This window comes from Microbacterium sp. G2-16M (assembly GCF_055809115.1).
This window is the reverse complement of record NZ_CM147897.1, coordinates 1,116,558-1,137,603: the sequence shown is the minus strand read 5'-3', so window position 1 is coordinate 1,137,603 and position 21,046 is coordinate 1,116,558. Positions and strand designations below refer to the sequence as shown.

Genomic DNA, 21,046 nt, shown 5'->3' with positions numbered 1-21,046 from the left:
GCGGCATCCGCCACCCGAGGAGCAGAACGTGACCGACATCGACTGGGACGCGCTGCACACGGCCGCGCGCGAGGCGTCCGAGCGCGCGTACGCGCCGTACTCGCGATACCGCGTGGGCGCCGCGGCACTGGTCACGGACGGCCGACTCATCCAGGGCTGCAATGTCGAGAACGCGTCGTACGGCGTGACCCTCTGCGCGGAATGCGGGCTCGTCTCGGATCTGCACATGTCCGGCGGCGGCCAGCTGGTCGCGTTCGTCTGCGTGAACGGCGACGGCGAGACGATCATGCCGTGCGGCCGGTGCCGGCAGCTCCTGTTCGAGCACGCGATCCCCGGGATGCTGCTGGACACCGTCTCGGGCATCCGCACCATCGACGAGGTCCTGCCGGACGCGTTCGGCCCGCGCGACCTGGAGAGGGCCGGCCGTTGAGCGCGGAGGGCGGGTCGTTGAGCGAGCGCCGGCGAGACGGAACGACGGCGCGGGGTCGGGAGGCGGGTCGTTGAGCGAGCGCCGGCGAGACGAAACGACAGGGGAGAGTCATCGGGAGGTAGGTCGTTGAGCGAGCGCCAGCGAGACGAAACGACAGGGGAGAGACGACGATGACCGAGCCGTTCGACGCCGTCGACATCATCCGCGCCCAGCGCGACAAGACGGGGATCGCCCCGGACGCCCTGCGGTGGCTGGTCGACGCCTACACCCGCGAGTACGTCACCGACGCCCAGATGGCGGCGTTCGCGATGGCGGTCCTGCTGAACGGCATGGAGCGGGACGAGATCCGGGTGCTCACCGAGGCGATGATCGCCTCGGGCGAGCGGATGAGCTTCGCCGGTCTCGGCAAGCGCACCGTCGACAAGCACTCCACCGGGGGCGTGGGCGACAAGATCACCCTGCCGCTGGCACCGCTGGTCGCCTCTTTCGGCGTCGCCGTGCCGCAGCTGTCCGGTCGCGGGCTCGGACATACCGGCGGCACGCTGGACAAGCTCGAGTCGATCCCCGGCTGGCGCGCGGCGCTGTCGAACGACGAGATGCGCGCGCAGCTGCGCGGGATCGGCGCCGTGATCTGCGCCGCCGGCTCGGGCCTGGCACCCGCCGACAAGCGTCTGTACGCGCTGCGGGATGTGACCGGCACGGTCGAGGCGGTGCCGCTGATCGCGTCCAGCATCATGTCGAAGAAGATCGCCGAGGGCACCGAATCGCTCGTGCTCGACGTCAAGGTCGGCTCGGGCGCGTTCATGCACGACCTCGCGAAGGCCCGGGAGCTCGCGCAGACGATGGTCGCGCTCGGCAGCGACTCGGGGGTGGCCACCACCGCGCTGATCACCGACATGGACACGCCGCTGGGCCGCGCGATCGGCAACGCCAACGAAGTGCGCGAGTCGGTCGAGGTGCTGGCGGGCGGGGGACCGGCGGATGTCGTCGAGCTCACCGTCACTCTCGCCCGCGAGATGCTCGCCCTGGCCGGGCAGCCGGACGCCGACGTCGAGGCCGCCCTGCGGGACGGCCGGGCCATGGATGTCTGGCGGCGGATGATCCGCGCGCAGGACGGCGATCCGGATGGCGCGCTGCCCACCCCGCAAGAGACGCAGACGGTCACCGCGGACGCCGCGGGAGTCGTGAGTCGGCTGGATGCCTGGGACTTCGGTGTGGCCGCCTGGCGGTTGGGGGCCGGGCGCGCCCGACCGCAGGATCCGGTGGTGCATGCGGCCGGGATCGACCTGCACGTCAAACCGGGTGATATCGTGGCGGCCGGTCAGCCGTTGTTCACGCTCGGCGCCGACGATGCGGCGCGCATCCCGCGCGCTCTGCAGTCGCTCGAGGGCGCCTGGGACATCACCCCCGGCACCGCCGAGCAGGCTGCGGCGACATCGCCCGCACACCGCCCGATCGTCATCGAGCGCATCACGGCGTGACCGGCCGCGGCCGGCGGCCGCGGCATCCCCACACCCGGCAAGGAGAATCATGCCCATCGACCAGAACGGCGACACACTGATCGGCGGCGTCTCGCTGCGCAGCCTGCCGAAGGTCTCGCTGCATGACCACCTCGACGGCGGCGTCCGCCCGGCGACGATCATCGAGCTCGCCGAGGCGGCCGGCATCGACGTGCCCGCACCGGATGCCGCCGCGCTCGGCGCGTGGTTCGCCCGGCAGAGCGACTCGGGTTCGCTGGTCGAGTATCTGAAGACGTTCGACCTCACCCTCGCGGTGATGCAGACGCGGGAGGGGCTGACCCGGGTCGCGCGTGATTTCGTCGAGGACCTGGTCGCCGACGGCGTGGTCTACGGCGAGGTGCGGTGGGCGCCCGAGCAGCACCTGAGCGCCGGGCTCAGCCTGGACGACGCGGTCGCCGCGGTGCAGGAGGGCATCGCGCAGGGCGAGGATGCGGCCGCCGCGGCCGGCAGCGACATCCGGGTCGGGCAGCTGATCAGCGCCATGCGGCACACCGATCGGGCGCTGGAGATCGCCCGACTCGCCGTGTCGTGGCGCGACCGCGGGGCCGTCGGGTTCGACATCGCCGGGCCCGAGGACGGTTTCCCGCCGTCGCGGCTGCGCGAGGCGTTCGACTACCTGGCATCCGAGTTCTTCCCCGCCACGGTGCACGCCGGTGAGGCCGCCGGGCTGGATTCGATCCGCTCGGCGCTGCTGGACGGGCGGGCGCTGCGGCTCGGTCACGGCGTGCGCATCGCCGCCGACCTCGAGTTCGCCGGGCGCGAGGGCGACGACGTGCAGGTGCGCTTCGGCGACCTGTCGCGCTGGGTCCGCGACCGCGAGATCCCGCTCGAGCTCTCGCCCTCATCGAACCTGCAGACCGGCGCGATCGCCGCCTGGGGGACCGAGCTGGCCGACCACCCGTTCGACCTGCTGTACCAGCTCGGCTTCGCGGTCACGGTCAACGTCGACAACCGCACGATGAGCGCCACCTCGCTCACCCGCGAGCTGGCGCTGCTGGCCGAGACGTTCGACTACGACCTCGAAGACATCCAGGCGTTCCAGCTCAACGCCGCCGCGGCGGCGTTCCTGCCGGTCGAGGAGCGCGCCGAGCTGATCGACGTGATCGCCACCGGGTTCGGCGACTAGCGGCATCCCACCGCCCCGGCGAGAGCGGGAGGTTCCGGCGTCGACACACTGCGCGCCGGCGCCCCTGGCCGCGGCGGCGTCGGGGCGGCGGCGGCGCGGTCTGGGCGGCGGCGGCGCGCAGAACTCCGGAGATTCGAGGCGTCGACCGCCGGCACGCCGGGGCACTCCCGCTCGGTGGCACAGGTTTCCGGAGTTCTGCACGCCCGCGGCTGGCGCCGATTTCCGCACGCGGGCGGCCGGCGCCGGCGTTCTGCGCGCCGGCGCCCTGGCCGGCGGCGGTGTCTGGGCGGCGGCGGTGTGCAGAACTCCGGAGATTCGAGGCGTCGGCCGCCGACACGCCGGGGCACTCTCGCTCGGTGGCATAGATTTCCGGAGTTCTGCACGCCCGCGGCTGGCGCCGCGGGCGACGCGGCCGTGCTCAGCGGCGGTGCGGTGCGGTCGTCAGGACGGCCTTCAGAGCGGCGAGGACGCGCTCGGGATGGTACAGGATGTCCTCGGCGAGCAGCCGTATCGTGGTGTACCCCTGCGCGGCCGCTTCCAGGTCTCGCCGCCGGTCCCGCTTCTGCGCCGTCCAGCCCGAGTGGAACTCCTCGCTGTCGCATTCCACGATGAGCCATCCGTCGACGACGATGTCGACGCGACCGACACGCGGGATCCTGACCTGCACGACCGCATCACACCCCAGACCGCGCAGCATCAGCCGCACCAGCGTCTCGGGTCCGGACTCGGCCTTCTTGTCGAGCAGGCCGCGCAGCCGCCGGAACCTCCGCGGCAGCCGCGCGAAGACGGCGTTGATCTTCTTCTCGTCGACGATCCCGTGATGCCAGGCGCTGTCCATCGTTGCGAGGGCATGGCGGGGCTGCTGGCACCGGCAGGCCTGGGCCAGTGCCTCGACGACATCGGCGGCCAGGGCGCCGCGTCGGCGTGAACTCGGCCGCCAGTGCCGGATGACGCCCTGCGCCGGAACGGGCAGCCGGCTCGCCTTCGGCGGCACCTGCACATGCAGGGCGTCGTGCGTGTGCACGAAGATCCCCAGCGAGCTCAGCAGCGAGACGCAGTCGAGCCGACCCCCGAGGCGACCGGCCCGGACGAGCTCGGCCGGCGTGTCGGGGCCGACATAGCGGCCGTTGCGCAGGCGGATCAGCTGCTCACCGACGACGAGGGCGGCGACCTGACGCCGGGCTATTCCCTGCTCGGCGAGCGCGGCCGGTCCCAGGAACGTCGCCGGCAGGATGGCGGCGGCCAGCTCGCGCGGAGTCTTCTTCGCCGTCGCTGCTGCCATGACCCCATGACACCGGTCCGCTCCGCGCCGTGGGGCGCGGATCGGCAATCTGTGGACATGTCGCGCACATCGCAGCCCTGGGGAGGAAACGATGGCCGGCTCCCTGCCCTGGCGTGGCCGGGCAGAACTCCGGACTTTTCGCCCCCGGCAGCCCGACACGCCGAAGATCGGCCACTCAGGCGCGCGATGTTCCGGAGTTCTGCACGCCCCGGGCCGAGAAGACCGGCCGGCAGCACGGCCCGCGCCGGGAGAGCCGGCTGGCTCCCCGCCTTGCCGTGGCCGGGCAGAACTCCGGACTTTTCGCCCCGGGCAGCCCGACACGCCGAAGATCGGCCACTCGGGCGCGCGTTGTTCCGGAGTTCTGCACGCCCCGGGCCGGGAAGGCCGACCGACAGCACGCCCCGGACCGGGAGAGCCGGGTGGCTCCCCGCCCCGGCGTGGCCGCGCAGAACTCCGGACTTTCCGCCCCGGGCAGCCCGACACGCCGGAGATCGGCCACTCGGGCGCGCGTTGTTCCGGAGTTCTGCACGCCCCGGGCCGGGAAGGCCGGCCGGCGGCACGCCCCGGGCCGGGAGAGCTGGCTGGCTCCCTGCCCTGGCGTGGCCGCGCAGAACTCCGGACTTTTCGCCCCCGGCAGCCCGACACGCCGGAGATCGGCCACTCGGGCGCGCGTTGTTCCGGAGTTGTGCACGCCCGGACTGGGAAGGCCGGCCGGCTGCACGCCCCGGGCCGGGAAGGCCGGCCGGGCGAGCACCCTTCCGGTCCCTCAGAAGCCGACCTGCTGCTCGGCGACGATCTCGCGCACGGGCCCATACAGGGGGTGGGATGCCGCGAGCCCGGTGACCTCGGTCGTGAACTGATCTGCATCCAGGTCGCGCAGCATCTGCTGCAGCTGGACGGACTGCGGATCCTCGGCGGAGTCGAACCGCAGCGCGGCGGCCATCGCCTGCACCAGCGCGCCCACCGGCAGCCCGCGTTCGGCGGCCTCGGCCGCCGGGCCCACGAACCGCTCGTGCCGCGACAGCTTGCGCAGCGGCTGACGGCCGACGCGCCAGACCGTGTCCGGCAGCGCGGGGTTGCGGAACCGGTCGAGGATCGTCGCCCGGTACTGGGCCAGCTCGGCCGGGTCGAACTCGTGCTTGGCCGCCAGCAGCGCCGAGGTCTCCTCGAGCGTCGCCGCCACCCGCGCGGCGATGCCCGGCTCGGCCAGGGCGTCCGAGATCCGCTCGATCCCGGCCACGGCGCCGTAGTACGCGGTGGTCGCGTGCCCGGTGTTGACCGTGAACAGCTTCCGCTCGATGTAGGGCGCGAGATCGTCGACGAAGTGCGCACCCGGGATGGTCGGCGGGTGCGCACCGAACGGCGGCCGCTCGATCGCCCACTCGAAGAACGGCTCGACCGTGACATCCACCCCGGCGCCCTCCGGCTGCCCGGGCACGATGCGGTCCACGGCGGTGTTCGCGAACACCGCGCGCGCCGACAGCGACGTCCACTCGTCGCCGGCGGCGGCCACGATCTCGTCGCGGAGCACGTCCGTCGCGTTGATGGCGTTCTCGCACGCCATCACCTGCAGCGGCGCCGCGTCGGCCGCCCGGCGGCGCAGCCCCTCGAGGATCAGCGGTGCGACGAAGCGCAGGATCGTGGGGCCCACCGCGGTGGTGGCGACCTCGGCGGTCGCGACCTGGTCGGCGACCTCGTCGGGATGCTCCGCGCTGTTGATCGCGCGGAATCCGGTCACGGTGACATCCCGGCCCCCGGCGCCGACCTCGTGCACGGTGTAGGAATCGGCCGCGTTGATCGCGTCGACCAGGGCGGCCGCGACATCCGAGAAGACCAGCTCGTACCCGCCCTCGTGCAGCAGCAGGCCGACGAAGCCGCGCCCGATGTTGCCGGCGCCGAAGTGGACGGCCTTCATGATTCGTTGACGCTGGACAGCAGGGCGAACAGCTCTTCGGGCGTGCCGGCCGCCTTCAGCTTGGCGACCTCGTCGTCGTCGGAGAACATGATCGCGATCTGCGACAGGATCTCGAGGTGCTCGTCGCCCTTTCCGGCGATGCCCACCACGAACGTCACCGGCTCGCCGCCCCAGTCCACGCCGCCGTCGTAGCGCACGAACGACAGCGCCGAGTCGAGGATGGTGTCCTTGGTCTCGTTCGTGCCGTGCGGAATGGCCAGCTCGTTGCCCATGTAGGTCGAGACCGTCTGCTCGCGCTGCTGCATCGCGTCGTAGTACGCGTTCGTGACCGCGCCGGCCGCCTCGAGGATGTCGGCCGCCTCCTTCATCGCATCTTCCTGCGTCGCACCGGACGAATGGATGCGCACTTGCCCGAGGGCGAGGACTTCACGTGCCATGGCTGTCTCCTGTCTGGCGGATGTCTCGACCTGCGAGACCCGGATGTCGGCCGAGGGCCGCGGGGCCGGGGGCGTCACGCCGGCCCGACCCCGCGGCGGTCTCGGTTACTCCTTATCCTGGTGCTGCTCGCGCACCAGGTCCACGACCTCGTCGTACTTGGGCGAGTTCATGAAGTTGTCCACCGACACGTGGATCGAGTTCGGCGACTTCGCCCGGGCCCGGTCGGTGAGCTGGTTCTGCGTGATGATCAGGTCGGCCGTGCCGTCCAGGTTCGCGATGGCCTGGTTGACCACCGTGACCCCCTCGACGCCCGCCTTCTTGATCTTGTTGCGCAGGACGCTGGCCCCCATCGCGGACGAGCCCATCCCGGCGTCGCAGGCGAACACGATGTGATCGACCCGCTTGTCGGTGAGCACTGCTCCGGCGGCCACACCGCCGGCGGTCACCTCGTCGGCGATGGTCGTACCCTCGCCGGCCGCGGTCCCCTCGGCCGAGGCGCGCAGACCCGACAGCGCGTCGGACGACTTGCCCTTGTTCGCCTCGGTCTGCGCGATGGCCGCTGCCAGATCGCCGGCGCCCTCGGTGGCCAGATCCCGCTTGCGCGTGCGCAGCAGGAACAGCGCGGACACCAGGAACGACACGGTGGCGGCGAGGATCACCGACAGCGTGACCCCGACGTACCCCCACCCCGGCCCGAAGTTGCTGTCGCCGGATGTCTGGATCAGCACCGCGATGATCGACCCGGGAGCCGCCGGCGCCCGCAGTCCGCTGCCGAAGATCGCGTTGGTCGCGACGCCGGTCATGCCGCCGGCGATCGCCGCGATCACCAGGATCGGCTTCATCAGCACATACGGGAAGTAGATCTCGTGGATGCCGCCGAGGAACTGGATGACGATCGCACCGGGGGCCGAGGCGCGTGCCACGCCGACGCCGAAGAACGTGAACGCCAGCAGGATGCCCAGGCCCGGGCCGGGGTTGGCCTCGACCAGGAACAGGATCGAGCGGCCGAATTCGAGCGATTGCTGCGTGCCGATCGGCGTGAACACGCCGTGGTTGATCGCGTTGTTCAAGAACAGGATCTTCGCCGGCTCGACGATGATCGACAGCAGCGGCAGCACGCCGTGCTGGACGAGGAAGTCCACGATGGCGCCCAGGCCGTCGCTGATCCAGGTCATCACCGGACCGAACACGAAGAAGCCGATGATGGCCAGGATCATGCCCAGGATGCCGGCGGAGAAGTTGTTCACCAGCATCTCGAAGCCGGGGCGGATCTTGCCGTCCCAGATCCGGTCCATCCACTTGGTCAGCAGCGCCGCCAGCGGCCCCATCACCATGGCTCCGAGGAACATCGGGATGGTGGTGCCGACGATCACGCCGACGGTGGCGATCGAGGCGACGACGCCGCCGCGCTCGCCGTAGACCATCCGGCCGCCGGTGTTGGCGATCAGCAGCGGGAGCAGATAGGTGATCATCGGCGAGACCAGGCCGACGTACTGCGGGAACGTGGCCCCGCCTTCGGCCGCCTGGGCGAGCTGGGTCATCGCGTGCTGCCAGCCGATCTCATCGGCGTTGCCGAAGCCGCCGAGCACCGGGGCCAGCGGCGTCCACCATCCGAGCCAGCCGGTGGCGATGAACAGCGCGGTGATGAACCCCCACGCGATGAATGCGGCGATATTCGGCATGATCATGCCGGACAGGAAGGTGCCGAAGCGCTGGACTGCGACTTGGGCCTTCTTGCCACCCGCCGGTGGGGCGGTGAGCGACGTCGTCGTCATGGTGACTGCCTCTTTCTTGTGTGCGTGGTTTTCAGGAGGATGCGGCGGCCCGGGCGGCCGCGCGCGCGGAGGCCGCGTCGTCCGCGGCCAGAGCAGCCTCGGCGACGCGTCCGGCGTCGTCGAGCGTGTGGTCCCGCAGCAGCGCGCGCACATCGGCCAGCGCGGCGGGGGCCATCGACAGGGTGGTCGCTCCCAGCCCCACCAGGACCAGTGCGAGCAGGGGGTCGGCTGCTGCCTCGCCGCAGATGCCGACCGGTTTGTCTGCGGCGCGACCCGCAGCGCCCACGGACTGCACCAGCCGTAGGACGGCGGGATGCCACGGGTCCTGATAGCCGGCGACCGAGCCGAGCACCCGGTCGGCGGCCATCGTGTACTGGGTCAGGTCGTTCGTGCCGATCGAGGCGAAGTCGGTGACGGCCAGCACCCGGTCGGCCAGCAGCGCCGCCGCCGGGATCTCGATCATCACGCCGGCGGTGCGGATGCCGTGCTCGCGCGCCAGTGCGGTGAAGTAGCGGGTCTCCTCGACGGTGGCCACCATCGGGGCCATCACCCACAGATCGGCGCCCTCGCCGCGTTCGCGGGTCGCGGCATCCGCTTCGGCCAGCGCGGTCAGCTGGTCGCGCAGGATGCTCTCGTGCGCCCGCAGCGCCCGCAGTCCGCGCAGCCCCAGCGCCGGGTTCTCCTCGTCGGCGTCGTTCAGGAACGACAGCGGCTTGTCGGCGCCGGCGTCCAGCATCCGCACCACGACCTTCTGGCCGGGGAAGGACGCCAGCAGCGGCTCGTACTCGGCCCGCTGCGCGGCCACCGTGGGGGCCTCGTCGGCGCTCAGGAACAGGAACTCGGTGCGGAACAGCCCGACCCCCTCGGCTCCGAGCGCGACCGCCGCGGCCGCATCGCCCGGCTTGCCGAGGTTGGCCAGCAGCGGCACCGCCGTCCCGTCCTTCAGGGCGCCCGGCGTGACCGGCGCCGTCGCGGCCGCGGCGTGCGCGTCGGCGCGTCGGCGTGCCTCGGCCAGCTGGTCGGAGCCGGGCTGCGTCGTGACCACGCCGGCCGCGGCATCCACGATCACCGTCTCGCCGTCGGTCAGGGCCGTCGCCTCGACCACCCCGACGATCGCGACGATCGACTTCTCCCGGGCCAGGATCGCCGTGTGCGAGGTCGGACCGCCGTCGGTCGTGATCAGCCCGAGCACGTTGTCCAGGTCGAGCAGCGCGGTGTCGGCCGGTGCCAGGTCGCGGGCCACCAGGACGAACGGATGCCCGGGGTCGGGCACCCCGGGCGCGGGAACGCCGCGCAGCCGGGCCAGCACGCGCTGCGCCACGTCGTCCAGATCGGCGGCGCGCTCGCCGAGGTAGCCGCCCATCGCCGACAGCGTGTCGCGGAACGCGGCGAAGGCGTCGAAGACCGCCCACTCGGCGGTCTTGCCCGCGGTGATGCGCGCGTCGATCTCCTCCGCGAGGGAGGGATCCTCGGCCATCATGGCCTGCGCCTCCAGGACCTCCTGGGCCAGCCCCCCGGCTTTGGCACCCCGGTCCTCGAGCTCGCGCGCCACCGCGGGCAAGGCATCGTGCACCCGCGCCGTCTCTTCGTCGGGCGAGCGGGTGCTGGCCGCGTCGGTGGGGGCGGGCAGCGGATCGGCCATCCGCGCCACCGGGCCCTGGGCCACGCCCAGGCCGATGCCCACCCCGGTCATGGTCGCCATGGTCACGCCGCGTCGTGGTCGGTGGTCAGCAGCTCGCTGAGCCGGTCCAGCAGCTCTTCGGCGCCGTCGCCGTCCGCGGTCAGGGTGACCTCGTCGCCCTGCTCGGCGCCCAGCGAGATGACGCCCAGGATGCTGGCGGCGTTCACCGGCTTCGCGTCGCCCTTGGCGACGGTCACGGGGATGCCGGCATCCTTCGCCGCCTGGGCGAACAGCTTGGCCGGTCGCGCGTGCAGCCCGTGTGCCGAGCCGATCTGCACCGTTCTGGTGGCCTGCGTCATCTCTGATTCCTCTCGTCGGCCCGCTCCGGCGGGATGCTGATGGGCGGGATGCTGATGGGCGGGATGTCGGTGGGTGCGGCGTCGGCGGGGGAGACGGGCGAACGGGCCACCTCATCCGCCAGGGCGAGGGCGCGGCGGCCATCGCGATCGCCGAAGATGTCGCCGGGCAGCACCGCCACCCGCACGCCGTGGGCGGCGGCATCCCGTTCCAGCTGGGGACGGCGGTCGGACAGATGCGGGCCCAGCAGCAGCACATCGGCGGCGTCCAGGCAGCCCGGCAGTGAGGCGAGCGAGACGGCCGCGGCACTGTGCGCGAGTCCGCGCTCGGCGATCGCGCCGCGCAGCCGCTGTGCCACGAACGTGCTGGACGCTCCCGCGCCGCACATCACGATGATCTTCATCGACCGTCCTCCTGATGGTCATTGTGGCCAAGGGCGCTCGCCGGTGACAACCAGAGCTCTTTCCCCGGGGGAGGAAAGCCGGTCGCCGTCCGGCGGGGCGTCCGCGGCGCGGCGGGTCCGGCATGGTGTTGACTGGATGGCGACGCATCCGACGCGCGGCATGGAGGCCGACGGTGACCAGAGCACGACAGGACCGGCTGCTCGGGCTGCTCGTGCGCGACGGGGACTGGATCACGGCGGCCCGCCTGGCCGACCTGCTCGGGGTGACGCCGCGCAGCGTCCGCTCGTACGTGGCCGCGGCCAACGCGCGGGTGCCCGGCGCGGTCGCGGTCGAGTCGGGTCCGCAGGGCTATCGGGCCGGTCCGGATGCCGGCTCTGCCCTGCGTTCGGAGGCGGATGTCGGCACCCCCCGCGACCGGCTGCACACGCTGGTGCGGACGCTGCTGGACGCCCCGGACGACCTGGACGTGTTCGAGACCGCCGACGCGCTGCACGTGTCCAGCGCCACGCTGGAGGCCGACCTGGCGCGCGTGCGCGGGCTGCTGGGCGGGACGACGCTGGTGCTGGAGCGCTCGTCCTCGCGGGTGCGGCTGGACGGCACCGAGGGCGCCCAGCGACGACTGCTGAGCCGCCTCGTCCACGAGGAGACCGAGGCGGGCGGGTTCGACCCGCGCGCGCTGCGGCGCGCGCTCGGCGAGGACTCGACCGGAGCGGCCGCGTTCGGCCCGTTCGAGGCCGCCCTGCGGACCGAGATCGGACGCCGCGGATACTTCGTGAACGAGCTCGGCATCGCGGACGTGCTCATGCACATCGCGATCGCCGCCGACCGGGTGGCGCAGGGACGGCCGCTGGAGGCCGCGCACGAGACGTCCACCCCCGCCGTCGACGAGATCGGCGAACTGCTGGGTGCGCTCGTGCACGAGCACCTCGGCGTGCGGCTCGGGGCCGGCGACCGGCAGCATCTGGCCACGCTCGTGCTGAGCCGGTTCGTCACTCCCGGACCGGCGGTGCCCGCGGCATCCCGTCCGCCGCTGGACCCCGAGATCGAACGGGTCGTGCGCGACCTGGTGGTCGAGGCGGCCGACGAGTTCCTGGTCGACATCGTGTACGAGGACTTCATCCGGCGACTGGCGATGCACGTGCAGAACCTGCGGCAGCGGGCCCGTGAGGAGGCGTGGTCGCGCAATCCGCTGACCCGGTCGCTGAAGTCGACGTATCCGATGATCTTCGACATCGCCGTCTCGATGGTCAGCGGCCTGCGCGACCGGCTCGACATCACCGTGCCCGACGACGAGATCGCCTACATCGCGATGCATGTGGGTGGGCGGCTGGAGCGCAGCCGACGGGCCGAGCAGCTGCTGACCGCGACGATCGTGTGCCCCGGGTACTACGAGCTGCACGAGCTGCTGCGCTCGAGCATCGACCGGTCGCTGGGGCAGGCGATCGAGGTGGTCGGGCTCGAGTCGCGGCTCGACCTGGACTGGGACGCGATCGACACCGACCTCATCCTGACCACCATCGACGCGCCGTCGCTGGGGGAGCGCGTGGTGCGGATCCAGCCCTTCCTGACGGATGCCGACGTCGAGCGGGTGCAGGCCGCGGCATCCCGCATCCGCCGTTCGCGCCGACTGGCCCGCCTGCGCCGCGAGCTGGAGCGCTACTTCGACCGGGCGGCGTTCGTGCCGCAGCTGGCCGAGGGAAGCGAGGAGGACGTCATCCGCACGCTCGGCGGGATGCTGGTGGCACAGGGCGTGATCGACGACGACTACGTGCAGCGCACGATCGAGCGGGAACGCCTGTCGTCAACGGCGTTCACCGACGCGCTGGCCGTGCCGCACGCGCTGGGCATGACCGCCACCCGCACCGTGATCGCCGTCGGGATCGCCGTGCCGTCCATCGCGTGGGGCGACACCCGTGTGCAGGTGGTGGCGATGGTCGCGTTCTCCGAGGCCGACCGCGAGGCGTTCCAGACCGTGTTCGAGCAGCTCGTCGAGGTGTTCAGCGAGAACGACTCGGTGCAGCGCATGGTGCGCCGCGGCGCCGACTTCTCGTCGTTCCTGGACGAGCTGGTCGCCGTGATCGACGGCTGAGCCCGCCCGCGCTCAGTCCCGCTCGAGGCGCGCCAGCAGCCCGCGGCGCACGGCCGGCCACTCGTGCGGCAGCACCGAGTACACGACGGTGTCGCGCAGTGTGCCGTCCGGCAGCACCCGCGCGTTGCGCAGCACGCCGTCCTGCTTCGCGCCGAGCCGCTCGATCGCGGCGCGGGACTGGCGGTTGTGCCAGTGCGTGCGGAACTCGACCGCGATCGCGTCGCACGCCTCGAACGCGTGCCCGAGCAGCAGCAGCTTCGCGGCCGCGTTCACCTCGGTGCGCTGGGCCTCCAGCCCGAGCCAGGTGTGGCCGATCTCGACGTGCCGGTTGGGCTGGTCGATGTTGCAGAAGCTGGTCATCCCCACGATCCGCCCGGTGGCGACGCGGCGCACCGCGAACGGGTTCATGTGCCCTTCGTCGCGCCAGGCGAGGCGCCGCGCGATCTCGGCGGGGACATCCGCCGGCGACGGCACCGTGGTGTACCACGCGCCCTCCAGCCCGACGGCCGCCTCGGTGAGGTCGCCCGCGTGCGTCGCGGCCAGCGGCTCCAGCCGGACGTGACCGTTCTCCAGGGTGACAGACTCTACGAAATCCACGGCACGAGCCTAGACCCTGCCGCCGCGCGTCCCGGGCCGCGGCATCCGTCCGTCGCCGGCGCGGCCGCGCGCGCCCGATCGATGCGTACCGGCGCCGCTATTGCAGGGCGTCGAGCAGGGCCGCGACCGCGTCGCGCAGCGCGGAGAGGCGGGATGCCGCATCCGCCGCCGACGCGCCCCGCACATCCAGGTACGCCTTCAGCTTCGGCTCGGTGCCCGACGGCCGGATCAGCACGCGCGCCCCGTCGTCGAGCCGCAGCCGCAGCATGTCGGTCGGCGGCAGGCCGTCCAGTCCGTCCTGGAAGTCGTCCATGCCCGCCACCGGAGCTGCGCCCAGCGTCTCGGGCGCCGAGGTGCGCAGGGCCGCCATGATCCGGCCGATGACCGCGACATCCTCCACCCGGATCGCGACCTGATCGCTCGCGAAGGCGCCGAACGTCTCGTCGAACTCGGTCAGCAGGTCGCCGAGCGTGCGCCCCTCGGCGCGGGCGCCGCAGGCCAGCTCGAGCACCGCGACCGCGGCCGAGATGCCGTCCTTGTCGCGGACGATGTCGGGACTGACCAGGTAGCCCAGGGCCTCTTCGAACCCGTAGACCATGCCGGGGGCGCGCGAGATCCACTTGAAGCCGGTGAGCGTGGCCGCGAACCCGAGCCCGTAGTGCTCGGCCACGGCCTGCAGCCCGGGGGACGACACGAGCGAGCAGGCCAGGGTGGCATCCTCGGTGTCGGGTGCGGTCGCGTCCCCGGCCGCGCGCGCCGCCGCGACCGCGCGGGCCGCCCGCCAGCCGAGCAGCAGCCCGACCTGGTTGCCGCTGAGTCGGCGCCAGCCCCCTTCGGCGTCCGGATCGGGGATGCCGACGGCCAGCCGGTCGGCGTCCGGGTCGTTCGCGACGATGAGGTCGGCATCCGACTCGCGGGCCGTCTGGAACGCGAGGTCCATCGCCCCCGGCTCCTCCGGGTTCGGGAAGGCCACCGTGGGGAACGCGCCGTCCGGCTCGACCTGTGCGGTCACCGGCACCGGCGGCGGGTAGCCGGCGGCATCCACGATCCGCTGCACCGTCTCGAACCCCACGCCGTGCATCGCGGTGTACACCCAGCGCAGGCCGTCGGCGCCGTCGGGCGCCGGGCCGACCGCCGCGGTCGCGGCGACGTACTCGTCGATCAGCGACTCGGGCGCGGTGGCGTAGCCGGTCGACCGCGGCAGCGCGCTGACCGCGGTCTCGTCGGCGATCCGCTGGATGTGCGCGGCGATCTCGGCGTCGGCGGGCGAGACGATCTGCGAGCCGTGGTCGGGGCCGCCCAGATACACCTTGTAGCCGTTGTCGTCGGGCGGGTTGTGGGATGCCGTGACCATGACGCCGGCGTCGGCGCCGAGGTGGCGCACGGCGAACGCGAGCACCGGCGTGGGCAGCATCCGTGGCAGCAGGACGGCCTGCAGGCCGGCTCCGGCGAACAGCTCGGCCGAGTCGGCGGCGAACACCGCCGAGTTGCGGCGCCCGTCGTATCCGATCACGACGGTGGGCGGGGCATCCGGTCCGGTCCGCTCGTTCAGGTAGGCGGCCAGGCCGGCGGCCGCCTGCGCGACCAGCACCCGGTTCATGCGACGGCTGCCGGCGCCGAGGCGTCCGCGCAGGCCCGCGGTGCCGAAGGCGAGGCGCCCGTCGAACCGGTCGGCGAGGTCGGCCGCGGCATCCGTCTGTCCGTCCTCGGCGCGGTCGAGCAGCTCCCGCAGCTCGGCGCGCGTGTCGCCGTCGGGATCCTGCGCGAGCCAGGCCCGGGCGCGGTCCAGGACGGCCTCGTCCGGCCCGGCGCCTGGCATCGGGTCGCCCTCGGCGGGATCGGTGTCCATCGGGTCTCCGCTCATCAGATCGCCGCCACGACGCGGGCCAGCAGCTGCGAGATGACCGGCCCGGCGGCCTGTCCGGCCTCGAGCACCTCTTCGTGGCTGAGCGGGGTCTCCTGGATGCCGGCGGCGAGGTTCGTGATCAGCGAGAAGCCGAGCACCTCCATGCCGGCCTCGCGGGCCGCGATCGCCTCGAGCGCGGTCGACATCCCGACGATGTCGCCGCCGATGATGCCGGCCATGCGCACCTCGGCGGGCGTCTCGTAATGCGGGCCGCGGAACTGGCAGTACACACCCTCGTCCAGCGCGGGCTCGACCGTGCGGGCGAGGGCGCGCAGGCGGGCGGAGTAGAGGTCGGTGAGGTCGACGAACGTCGCGCCCTCCAGCGGCGAGGCCGCGGTGAGGTTGATGTGATCGCTGATGAGCACGGGCTGGCCGGGCGAGAATGTGCGGCGCACCCCGCCCGCGCCGTTGGTGAGCACCATGATCGTCGCGCCCGTCGCGGCGGCGGTGCGCACGGAGTGCACGACCCGGCGCACGCCGTGGCCCTCGTAGAAGTGGGTGCGGGCGCCGATGACCAGCACCCGGGTGCCCGACGGGGTCAGGATGCTGCGCAGCGTGCCCGGATGCCCCTCCAGGGCGGGGCGGCTGAATCCGGTGACCTCGGTGGCCGGAACGGTCGCGGTCGTCTCGCCGACCAGGTCGGCGGCCCGACCCCATCCGCTGCCGAGGGTGAGCGCGATGTCGTGGTGCTCCACGCCGGTCAGGCGCGCGATGTCGGCGGCGGCGGCGCGGGCGATCTCGAACGGATCGGCGCCCGGGCCGTCCAGCGGGTTGGCGTCATTCATGCCCCCACGGTAGCGCCGCGCGCCCGCCACGGCGAGATCCGCCGAGGTTGTGCTTGGTGCGCCGAGGTTGTGCGTGGTGCGCCGAGGTTGTCCTTGGTCCGTCGAGGTTGTGCTTTGTTCGCCGAGGTTGTGCTCTGTTCGCCGAGGTTGTCTTCGAGTCCGGAGGACAATCTCGCGAGACGGGGGACAATCTCGCCGGACGGAGGGCAATCTCGCGTGACGGAGGGCAATCTCGCGTGACGGGGGGACAATCTCGCGTGACGGGGGACAGTCTCGCGTGACGGAGGACAATCTCGGCGTACCGAGGACAACCTCGCGGAGAGGGATGCCGCGGCCCGGCCGGCCGGCATTTCAGTGCGGAGGGGGTGCCGGGAGAGAATGGATGCCATGTCCTTGAGCTTCGAGCGCACCCAGTCCGTCGCCGTCCTCGGCGGGGGGCCCGGCGGTTACGAGGCGGCGCTCGCCGCCGCCCAGCTGGGAGCCCAGGTCACGCTCGTCGAGCGCGCCGGCGTCGGTGGATCCGCCGTCATCACCGACGTCGTCCCGTCCAAGAGCCTGATCGCCACGGCCGACGCCGCGGTCGCCATCGCCCAGGCATCCGATCTCGGAGTGCAGCTGTTCGCGAAGGGCAAGGAGGGCAAGCCGCTCAAGCCCGAGGTCGCGATCAACCTCGCCGCGGTGAACCATCGCCTGCTCTCGCTGGCGCGGCAGCAGTCCGACGACATGCGCGCGGCCCTGGTCGAGGCGGGGGTCCGGATCATCTCCGGTCACGGGCGGCTCGAGGGCGGCAACGCCATCGTCGTCTCGACCGGCCCCGGCGGCACCGACTTCGACCGCATCGAGGCCGACACCCTCGTCGTCTCGGTCGGCGCCGCTCCGCGCGAGCTGCCGAGCGCGAAGCCGGACGGCACGCGCATCCTCACCTGGACCCAGCTGTACGACATGAAGGCGCTCCCCGAGCACCTCATCGTCGTCGGGTCCGGCGTCACCGGCGCCGAGTTCGCCGGCGCCTACATGAACCTCGGGTCGAAGGTCTCGCTGGTCTCCAGCCGGGATCGCGTGCTGCCGGGGGAGGACCAGGATGCCGCGGCCGTCCTCGAGAAGGTGTTCAAACGCGGCGGCATGCAGGTGCTGTCGAAGTCTCGCGCCGAGAAGGTCGTCAACACCGGCGACGGCGTCGAGGTCACCCTGTCGGATGGACGCGTGATCACCGGCAGCCACTGCCTGATGGCGGTCGGGTCGATCCCGAACACCCGCGGGATCGGACTGGAGGATGCCGGCATCCAGCTCACTGATTCCGGGCACATCCAGGTGAACCGGGTCGCGCGCACGTCCGTGCCCAACATCTACGCGGCCGGGGACTGCACGACGTTCGTGCCCCTGGCATCCGTCGCCTCGATGCAGGGCCGCACCGCGGTCTTCCACGCGCTGGGGGATGTCGTGATCCCGCTGGAGCGGCGCCGCATCGCCTCGAACATCTTCACCGCGCCCGAGATCGCGACCGTCGGCTGGCAGGAGGCGGATGTCGAAGCCGGCCTGATCAACGGCGTCGCGTACAAGCTCCCCTTGGCGGCGAACCCCCGTGCGAAGATGATGGGCATCGCCGACGGCTTCGTCAAGATCATCGCCCGCTCGGGCAGCGGCACCGTGATCGGCGGGGTGATCGTCGCGCCGAAGGCGTCCGAGCTGATCTATCCGGTGGCGGTCGCGGTCGAGCGGCGACTGACCGTCGACCAGCTCTCCCGCGTGTTCGCGGTGTATCCGTCGCTGTCGGGCAGCATCACCGACGCCGTCCGCGCGATGCACCAGATCAACGCCGACGGCTGAGGCCCCGCGCCGCTGCCGGCCGCGGCATCCCGCACTTGTGCGCGCGCGGAGAGGTTCGGTCGTCGAGAAATGCGGGTCCGAGGCATCCGAAGTCGCCGTTCGTGACGACTGAATCCGGCGCTCCGCCTTCGGTCGACGCGAATAGCTGCTGTTCGGCGTGCGGGAGCGCCATATGCGTCGACTGAATCCCACGGTGCGCCTTCGGTCGACGCATATAGCTGCTGTTCGGCGTGCGGGAGCGCCATATGCGTCGACGGAATCCCGCCGGTCCGGTTCGGTCGTCGCGAAATGCGGGTCCGAGGCATCCGAAGTCGCCGTTCGTGACGACTGAATTCGGCGACGACGGGATGCCGCATCCGCCCCTTACGAGATCGTCAGCAGCTGGTGCCCGGCCGACACCGTCGACCCGGCCACGGCGTTGATCGCACCGATGACGCCGTCCTTGTGCGCTTGGATCGGCTGCTCCATCTTCATCGCCTCGAGCACGACGACCAGGTCGCCCTTGACGACGGGCTGGCCGTCCTGCACGGCGACCTTGACGACGGTGGCCTGCATCGGCGACTTCACCGCGTCGCCGGACGCCCCGGCCGAGGCGGTCGTGGTGTGCGAGCGGCGCGACGGGGGAGCCACGGCCGGACGACCCGAGGCCACCGGCGCGGCCGCGATGCGGTCGGGCAGGCTCACCTCGAGCCGCTTGCCGCCGACCTCGACGACGACGGTGTGTCGGGTCTCGGCCGGGTCCGGGTCGCCGATCTCGCCGTCCCAGGGCGGGATGTCGTTGACGAAGTCGGTCTCGATCCAGCGCGTGTACACGCCGAATCGGCCGTCCTCGGCGGTGAATGCCGGGTCGCGCACGACCTTGCGGTGGAACGGCAGCACGGTGGGCAGACCGCCGACCTCGAACTCGTCCAGCGCGCGGCGCGCGCGCTCGAGCGCCTCGGCCCGGTCGCGCCCGGTGACGATGATCTTCGCCAGCAGCGAGTCGAACGCGCCGCCGACCACGTCGCCGGCGGTGACGCCGGAGTCAAGGCGGGTGCCGGGTCCGCCGAACGTCTTGAACACCCGGATCGGCCCCGGCTGCGGCAGGAATCCGCGCCCCGGGTCCTCGCCGTTGATGCGGAACTCGAAGGAGTGCCCGGTGGGCTCGGGGTCGTCGTAGTCGAGCGTGCCGCCCTCGGCGATGCGGAACTGCTCGCGCACCAGGTCGATCCCGGTGACCTCCTCCGAGACCGGATGCTCCACCTGCAGGCGCGTGTTCACCTCGAGGAAGGACACCGTGCCGTCGGCGCCGATGAGGAATTCGCACGTGCCCGCGCCGACGTAGCCGACCTCGCGCAGGATCGCCTTCGACGATGTGTAGAGGATGTCCCGCTGCGCGTCGGTCAGGAACGGCGCCGGAGCCTCTTCGACCAGCTTCTGGTTGCGTCGCTGCAGGGAGCAGTCGCGCGTGGAGATGACGACGACGTTGCCCGCGGCATCCGCCAGGCACTGCGTCTCGACGTGCCGCGGCTTGTCCAGATACTTCTCGACGAAGCACTCGCCGCGCCCGAAGGCGGCGACCGCCTCGCGGGTGGCCGACTCGAACAGGTCGGCGATCGTGTCCATGTCGCGGGCGACCTTCAGCCCGCGGCCGCCGCCGCCGTACGCGGCCTTGATGGCCACCGGCAGGCCGAACTCCTGCGCGAACGCGATGACCTCGTCGGCGCCCGAGACGGTGCCCTGCGTGCCGGGGGCCAGCGGCGCGCCGACCTTCTCGGCGACGTGCCGTGCGGTGACCTTGTCGCCGAGCGACTCGATGGCCTCGGGCGACGGGCCGATCCAGATCAGTCCGGCGCCGATCACGGCGCGGGCGAAGTCGGCGTTCTCGGCAAGGAAGCCGTACCCGGGGTGCACCGCATCGGCGCCCGAGCGGCGGGCGATGGAGAGGATCTTGTCGATCGACAGATACGTCTCGGCGCTGGTGGCGCCCTCGAGGGCGTAGGCCTCGTCGGCGAGGGTGGCGTGCAGCGCATCGCGGTCCTGGTCGGCGTACACCGCGACCGAGGCCTTCCCGCTGTCTCGCGCCGCTCGGATGATTCGTACGGCGATCTCGCCGCGGTTCGCGATCAGGACCTTGGCGATTTCAGGCATGGACTTCAGCCTACCCAGCGCCTTCCGACCGCTTTTGAGTGCATCGCACAAGAAACACGCGAAATGATGTGCAGGTATCTACGAGGACGTCCACGTATCCGTCCACCGCAGCCCCAGCGCACGCACGAGTCGACGCAGGGTCGACAGCGACATCCCGACCACCGTCGACGGGTCGCCGTCGACGCGCTCGATGAACGGTCCGCCCAGGCTGTCGATCGTGAACGCGCCGGCCACGTGCAGCGGCTCACCCGAGGCGACGTACGCGTCGATCTCGTCATCGGTCATGTCGGCCGTGAAGGTGACGGATGCTTCGGCCACGGCATGCTCTTCGACCGGAGACTGCCCCGGGGCCAGCCGGAACACGCTGTGCCCCGAATGCAGGACGCCGGTGCGCCCCCGCATGTCCCGCCACCGCGCGGTGGCCGTCTCGGCGGTGTGCGGCTTGCCGAGGATCTGGCCGTCGAGCACGAACATCGAGTCGCCGCCGATCACGATCCCGTCGAATGCCGGGTCGTCCGCGGCCAGGCGGGCCGCGACATCCGCCGCCTTGCGCCGGGCCAGGAGCAGGACGTACTCGTCCGGATCCAGCGCCCGGCCCTCGGAGGACTCGACCGCGCTGACCACCGCGTCCTCGTCGACGTCCGGCGCGAGGGTCTCGGGCTCGATGCCGGCCTGCCGCAGCAGCATGAGGCGGGCGGGGGATGTCGAAGCCAGGCACACGCGCATGGGCACCACCGTATCCTCACCCGCGTCCAGATCGCCGAGACAGGGGATCGGCCGTGAGACCGGGGACGTGGTCCGTGGTTTCGCGGAGGATCCCCGGTTTCGGCGAATCACACCGCCG

General features: G+C 72.1%; 17 protein-coding genes. 5 read left to right on the top strand and 12 right to left on the bottom strand.

The features are described from left to right. The first annotated feature begins 28 nt into the window (after positions 1-28). The 3 genes from AC0L6F_RS05525 to AC0L6F_RS05515 all read left to right on the top strand — a co-directional run bounded on the left by AC0L6F_RS05525 (position 29) and on the right by AC0L6F_RS05515 (position 3,076). Positions 29-430: a cytidine deaminase gene (locus AC0L6F_RS05525; RefSeq protein WP_274637792.1), complete on the top strand. Its 402-nt coding sequence runs from the start codon at positions 29-31 to the stop codon at positions 428-430. 170 nt (positions 431-600) lie between these two features. After that, a complete protein-coding gene (locus AC0L6F_RS05520; RefSeq protein ID WP_274637793.1) occupies positions 601-1,911 on the top strand; it encodes a thymidine phosphorylase in 1,311 nt (436 codons plus the stop codon). A 49-nt stretch (positions 1,912-1,960) separates the two neighbouring features. Beyond that, the gene (locus AC0L6F_RS05515) at positions 1,961-3,076 is read left to right on the top strand and encodes an adenosine deaminase (RefSeq protein ID WP_274637794.1); all 1,116 of its coding nucleotides are present in this window, start codon (positions 1,961-1,963) and stop codon (positions 3,074-3,076) included. 418 nt (positions 3,077-3,494) lie between these two features. Here the strand turns inward: AC0L6F_RS05515 and AC0L6F_RS05510 are convergent, their stop codons facing one another. The 7 genes from AC0L6F_RS05510 to AC0L6F_RS05480 form a co-directional block, all read right to left on the bottom strand. Continuing rightward, a complete protein-coding gene (locus AC0L6F_RS05510) occupies positions 3,495-4,358 on the bottom strand; it encodes an endonuclease domain-containing protein (protein WP_473539475.1) in 864 nt (287 codons plus the stop codon). Positions 4,359-5,124: 766 nt separating this feature from the next. Continuing rightward, entirely contained in the window at positions 5,125-6,273 is a 1,149-nt protein-coding gene (locus tag AC0L6F_RS05505; RefSeq protein WP_473539474.1) for a mannitol-1-phosphate 5-dehydrogenase, read from the bottom strand. Continuing rightward, the gene (locus AC0L6F_RS05500; protein WP_473539473.1) at positions 6,270-6,710 is read right to left on the bottom strand and encodes a PTS mannitol transporter subunit IIA; all 441 of its coding nucleotides are present in this window, start codon (positions 6,708-6,710) and stop codon (positions 6,270-6,272) included. Before AC0L6F_RS05500 ends, AC0L6F_RS05505 begins: the two co-directional genes overlap by 4 nt. A 105-nt stretch (positions 6,711-6,815) precedes the next feature. Continuing rightward, a complete protein-coding gene (locus tag AC0L6F_RS05495) occupies positions 6,816-8,486 on the bottom strand; it encodes a PTS mannitol transporter subunit IIBC (RefSeq protein ID WP_274637798.1) in 1,671 nt (556 codons plus the stop codon). Positions 8,487-8,517: 31 nt separating this feature from the next. Beyond that, on the bottom strand, positions 8,518-10,188 hold the full coding sequence (gene ptsP, locus AC0L6F_RS05490) for a phosphoenolpyruvate--protein phosphotransferase (protein ID WP_473539964.1): 1,671 nt from the start codon (positions 10,186-10,188) through the stop codon (positions 8,518-8,520). 2 nt (positions 10,189-10,190) lie between these two features. Then, positions 10,191-10,466: an HPr family phosphocarrier protein gene (locus AC0L6F_RS05485; protein ID WP_259612386.1), complete on the bottom strand. Its 276-nt coding sequence runs from the start codon at positions 10,464-10,466 to the stop codon at positions 10,191-10,193. Next, positions 10,463-10,867, bottom strand: a complete 405-nt coding sequence (locus AC0L6F_RS05480; RefSeq protein WP_473539472.1) for a PTS sugar transporter — start codon at positions 10,865-10,867, stop codon at positions 10,463-10,465. The genes AC0L6F_RS05485 and AC0L6F_RS05480 overlap by 4 nt, the downstream gene beginning before the upstream one ends. 173 nt (positions 10,868-11,040) lie before the next feature. Here AC0L6F_RS05480 and AC0L6F_RS05475 point away from each other — a divergent pair, with 173 nt between their 5' ends. Continuing rightward, entirely contained in the window at positions 11,041-12,957 is a 1,917-nt protein-coding gene (locus tag AC0L6F_RS05475) for a BglG family transcription antiterminator (protein ID WP_473539471.1), read from the top strand. 12 nt (positions 12,958-12,969) lie between these two features. Here AC0L6F_RS05475 and AC0L6F_RS05470 read toward each other — a convergent pair whose 3' ends face one another. The 3 genes from AC0L6F_RS05470 to AC0L6F_RS05460 form a co-directional block, all read right to left on the bottom strand. Next, the gene (locus AC0L6F_RS05470; protein WP_274637801.1) at positions 12,970-13,554 is read right to left on the bottom strand and encodes a GNAT family N-acetyltransferase; all 585 of its coding nucleotides are present in this window, start codon (positions 13,552-13,554) and stop codon (positions 12,970-12,972) included. 97 nt (positions 13,555-13,651) lie between these two features. Next, the gene (locus tag AC0L6F_RS05465) at positions 13,652-15,403 is read right to left on the bottom strand and encodes a phospho-sugar mutase (protein WP_473539469.1); all 1,752 of its coding nucleotides are present in this window, start codon (positions 15,401-15,403) and stop codon (positions 13,652-13,654) included. 14 nt (positions 15,404-15,417) lie between these two features. Further along, complete coding sequence (locus AC0L6F_RS05460) at positions 15,418-16,245, bottom strand: purine-nucleoside phosphorylase (RefSeq protein WP_274637803.1); 828 nt, start codon at positions 16,243-16,245, stop codon at positions 15,418-15,420. Between the two features lie 387 nt (positions 16,246-16,632). On the opposite strand from AC0L6F_RS05460, the gene AC0L6F_RS05455 reads away from it, so the two are divergent. After that, positions 16,633-18,072 (top strand): NAD(P)H-quinone dehydrogenase, encoded by a 1,440-nt coding sequence (locus AC0L6F_RS05455; RefSeq protein WP_473539468.1) that lies wholly within the window; start codon positions 16,633-16,635, stop codon positions 18,070-18,072. Positions 18,073-18,435: 363 nt separating this feature from the next. Here AC0L6F_RS05455 and AC0L6F_RS05450 read toward each other — a convergent pair whose 3' ends face one another. Both AC0L6F_RS05450 and AC0L6F_RS05445 read right to left on the bottom strand, forming a co-directional pair. Further along, positions 18,436-20,202 (bottom strand): acetyl/propionyl/methylcrotonyl-CoA carboxylase subunit alpha, encoded by a 1,767-nt coding sequence (locus AC0L6F_RS05450; protein ID WP_473539466.1) that lies wholly within the window; start codon positions 20,200-20,202, stop codon positions 18,436-18,438. A 78-nt stretch (positions 20,203-20,280) separates the two neighbouring features. Next, complete coding sequence (locus tag AC0L6F_RS05445; protein ID WP_473539962.1) at positions 20,281-20,928, bottom strand: Maf family protein; 648 nt, start codon at positions 20,926-20,928, stop codon at positions 20,281-20,283. Positions 20,929-21,046 lie beyond the last annotated feature (118 nt).

Bases quoted from the DNA above. Each gene is read 5' to 3' on its own strand.
- AC0L6F_RS05505 (WP_473539474.1), bottom strand. From the start codon at position 6,273: ATGAAGGCCGTCCACTTCGGCGCCGGCAACATCGGGCGCGGCTTCGTC.
- AC0L6F_RS05520 (WP_274637793.1), top strand. From the start codon at position 601: ATGACCGAGCCGTTCGACGCCGTCGACATCATCCGCGCCCAGCGCGAC.
- AC0L6F_RS05445 (WP_473539962.1), bottom strand. From the start codon at position 20,928: ATGCGCGTGTGCCTGGCTTCGACATCCCCCGCCCGCCTCATGCTGCTG.
- AC0L6F_RS05450 (WP_473539466.1), bottom strand. From the start codon at position 20,202: ATGCCTGAAATCGCCAAGGTCCTGATCGCGAACCGCGGCGAGATCGCC.
- AC0L6F_RS05495 (WP_274637798.1), bottom strand. From the start codon at position 8,486: ATGACGACGACGTCGCTCACCGCCCCACCGGCGGGTGGCAAGAAGGCC.
- AC0L6F_RS05460 (WP_274637803.1), bottom strand. From the start codon at position 16,245: ATGAATGACGCCAACCCGCTGGACGGCCCGGGCGCCGATCCGTTCGAG.
- AC0L6F_RS05510 (WP_473539475.1), bottom strand. From the start codon at position 4,358: ATGGCAGCAGCGACGGCGAAGAAGACTCCGCGCGAGCTGGCCGCCGCC.
- AC0L6F_RS05465 (WP_473539469.1), bottom strand. From the start codon at position 15,403: ATGGACACCGATCCCGCCGAGGGCGACCCGATGCCAGGCGCCGGGCCG.
- ptsP (WP_473539964.1), bottom strand. From the start codon at position 10,188: ATGGCGACCATGACCGGGGTGGGCATCGGCCTGGGCGTGGCCCAGGGC.
- AC0L6F_RS05485 (WP_259612386.1), bottom strand. From the start codon at position 10,466: ATGACGCAGGCCACCAGAACGGTGCAGATCGGCTCGGCACACGGGCTG.
- AC0L6F_RS05500 (WP_473539473.1), bottom strand. From the start codon at position 6,710: ATGGCACGTGAAGTCCTCGCCCTCGGGCAAGTGCGCATCCATTCGTCC.
- AC0L6F_RS05455 (WP_473539468.1), top strand. From the start codon at position 16,633: ATGTCCTTGAGCTTCGAGCGCACCCAGTCCGTCGCCGTCCTCGGCGGG.
- AC0L6F_RS05480 (WP_473539472.1), bottom strand. From the start codon at position 10,867: ATGAAGATCATCGTGATGTGCGGCGCGGGAGCGTCCAGCACGTTCGTG.
- AC0L6F_RS05515 (WP_274637794.1), top strand. From the start codon at position 1,961: ATGCCCATCGACCAGAACGGCGACACACTGATCGGCGGCGTCTCGCTG.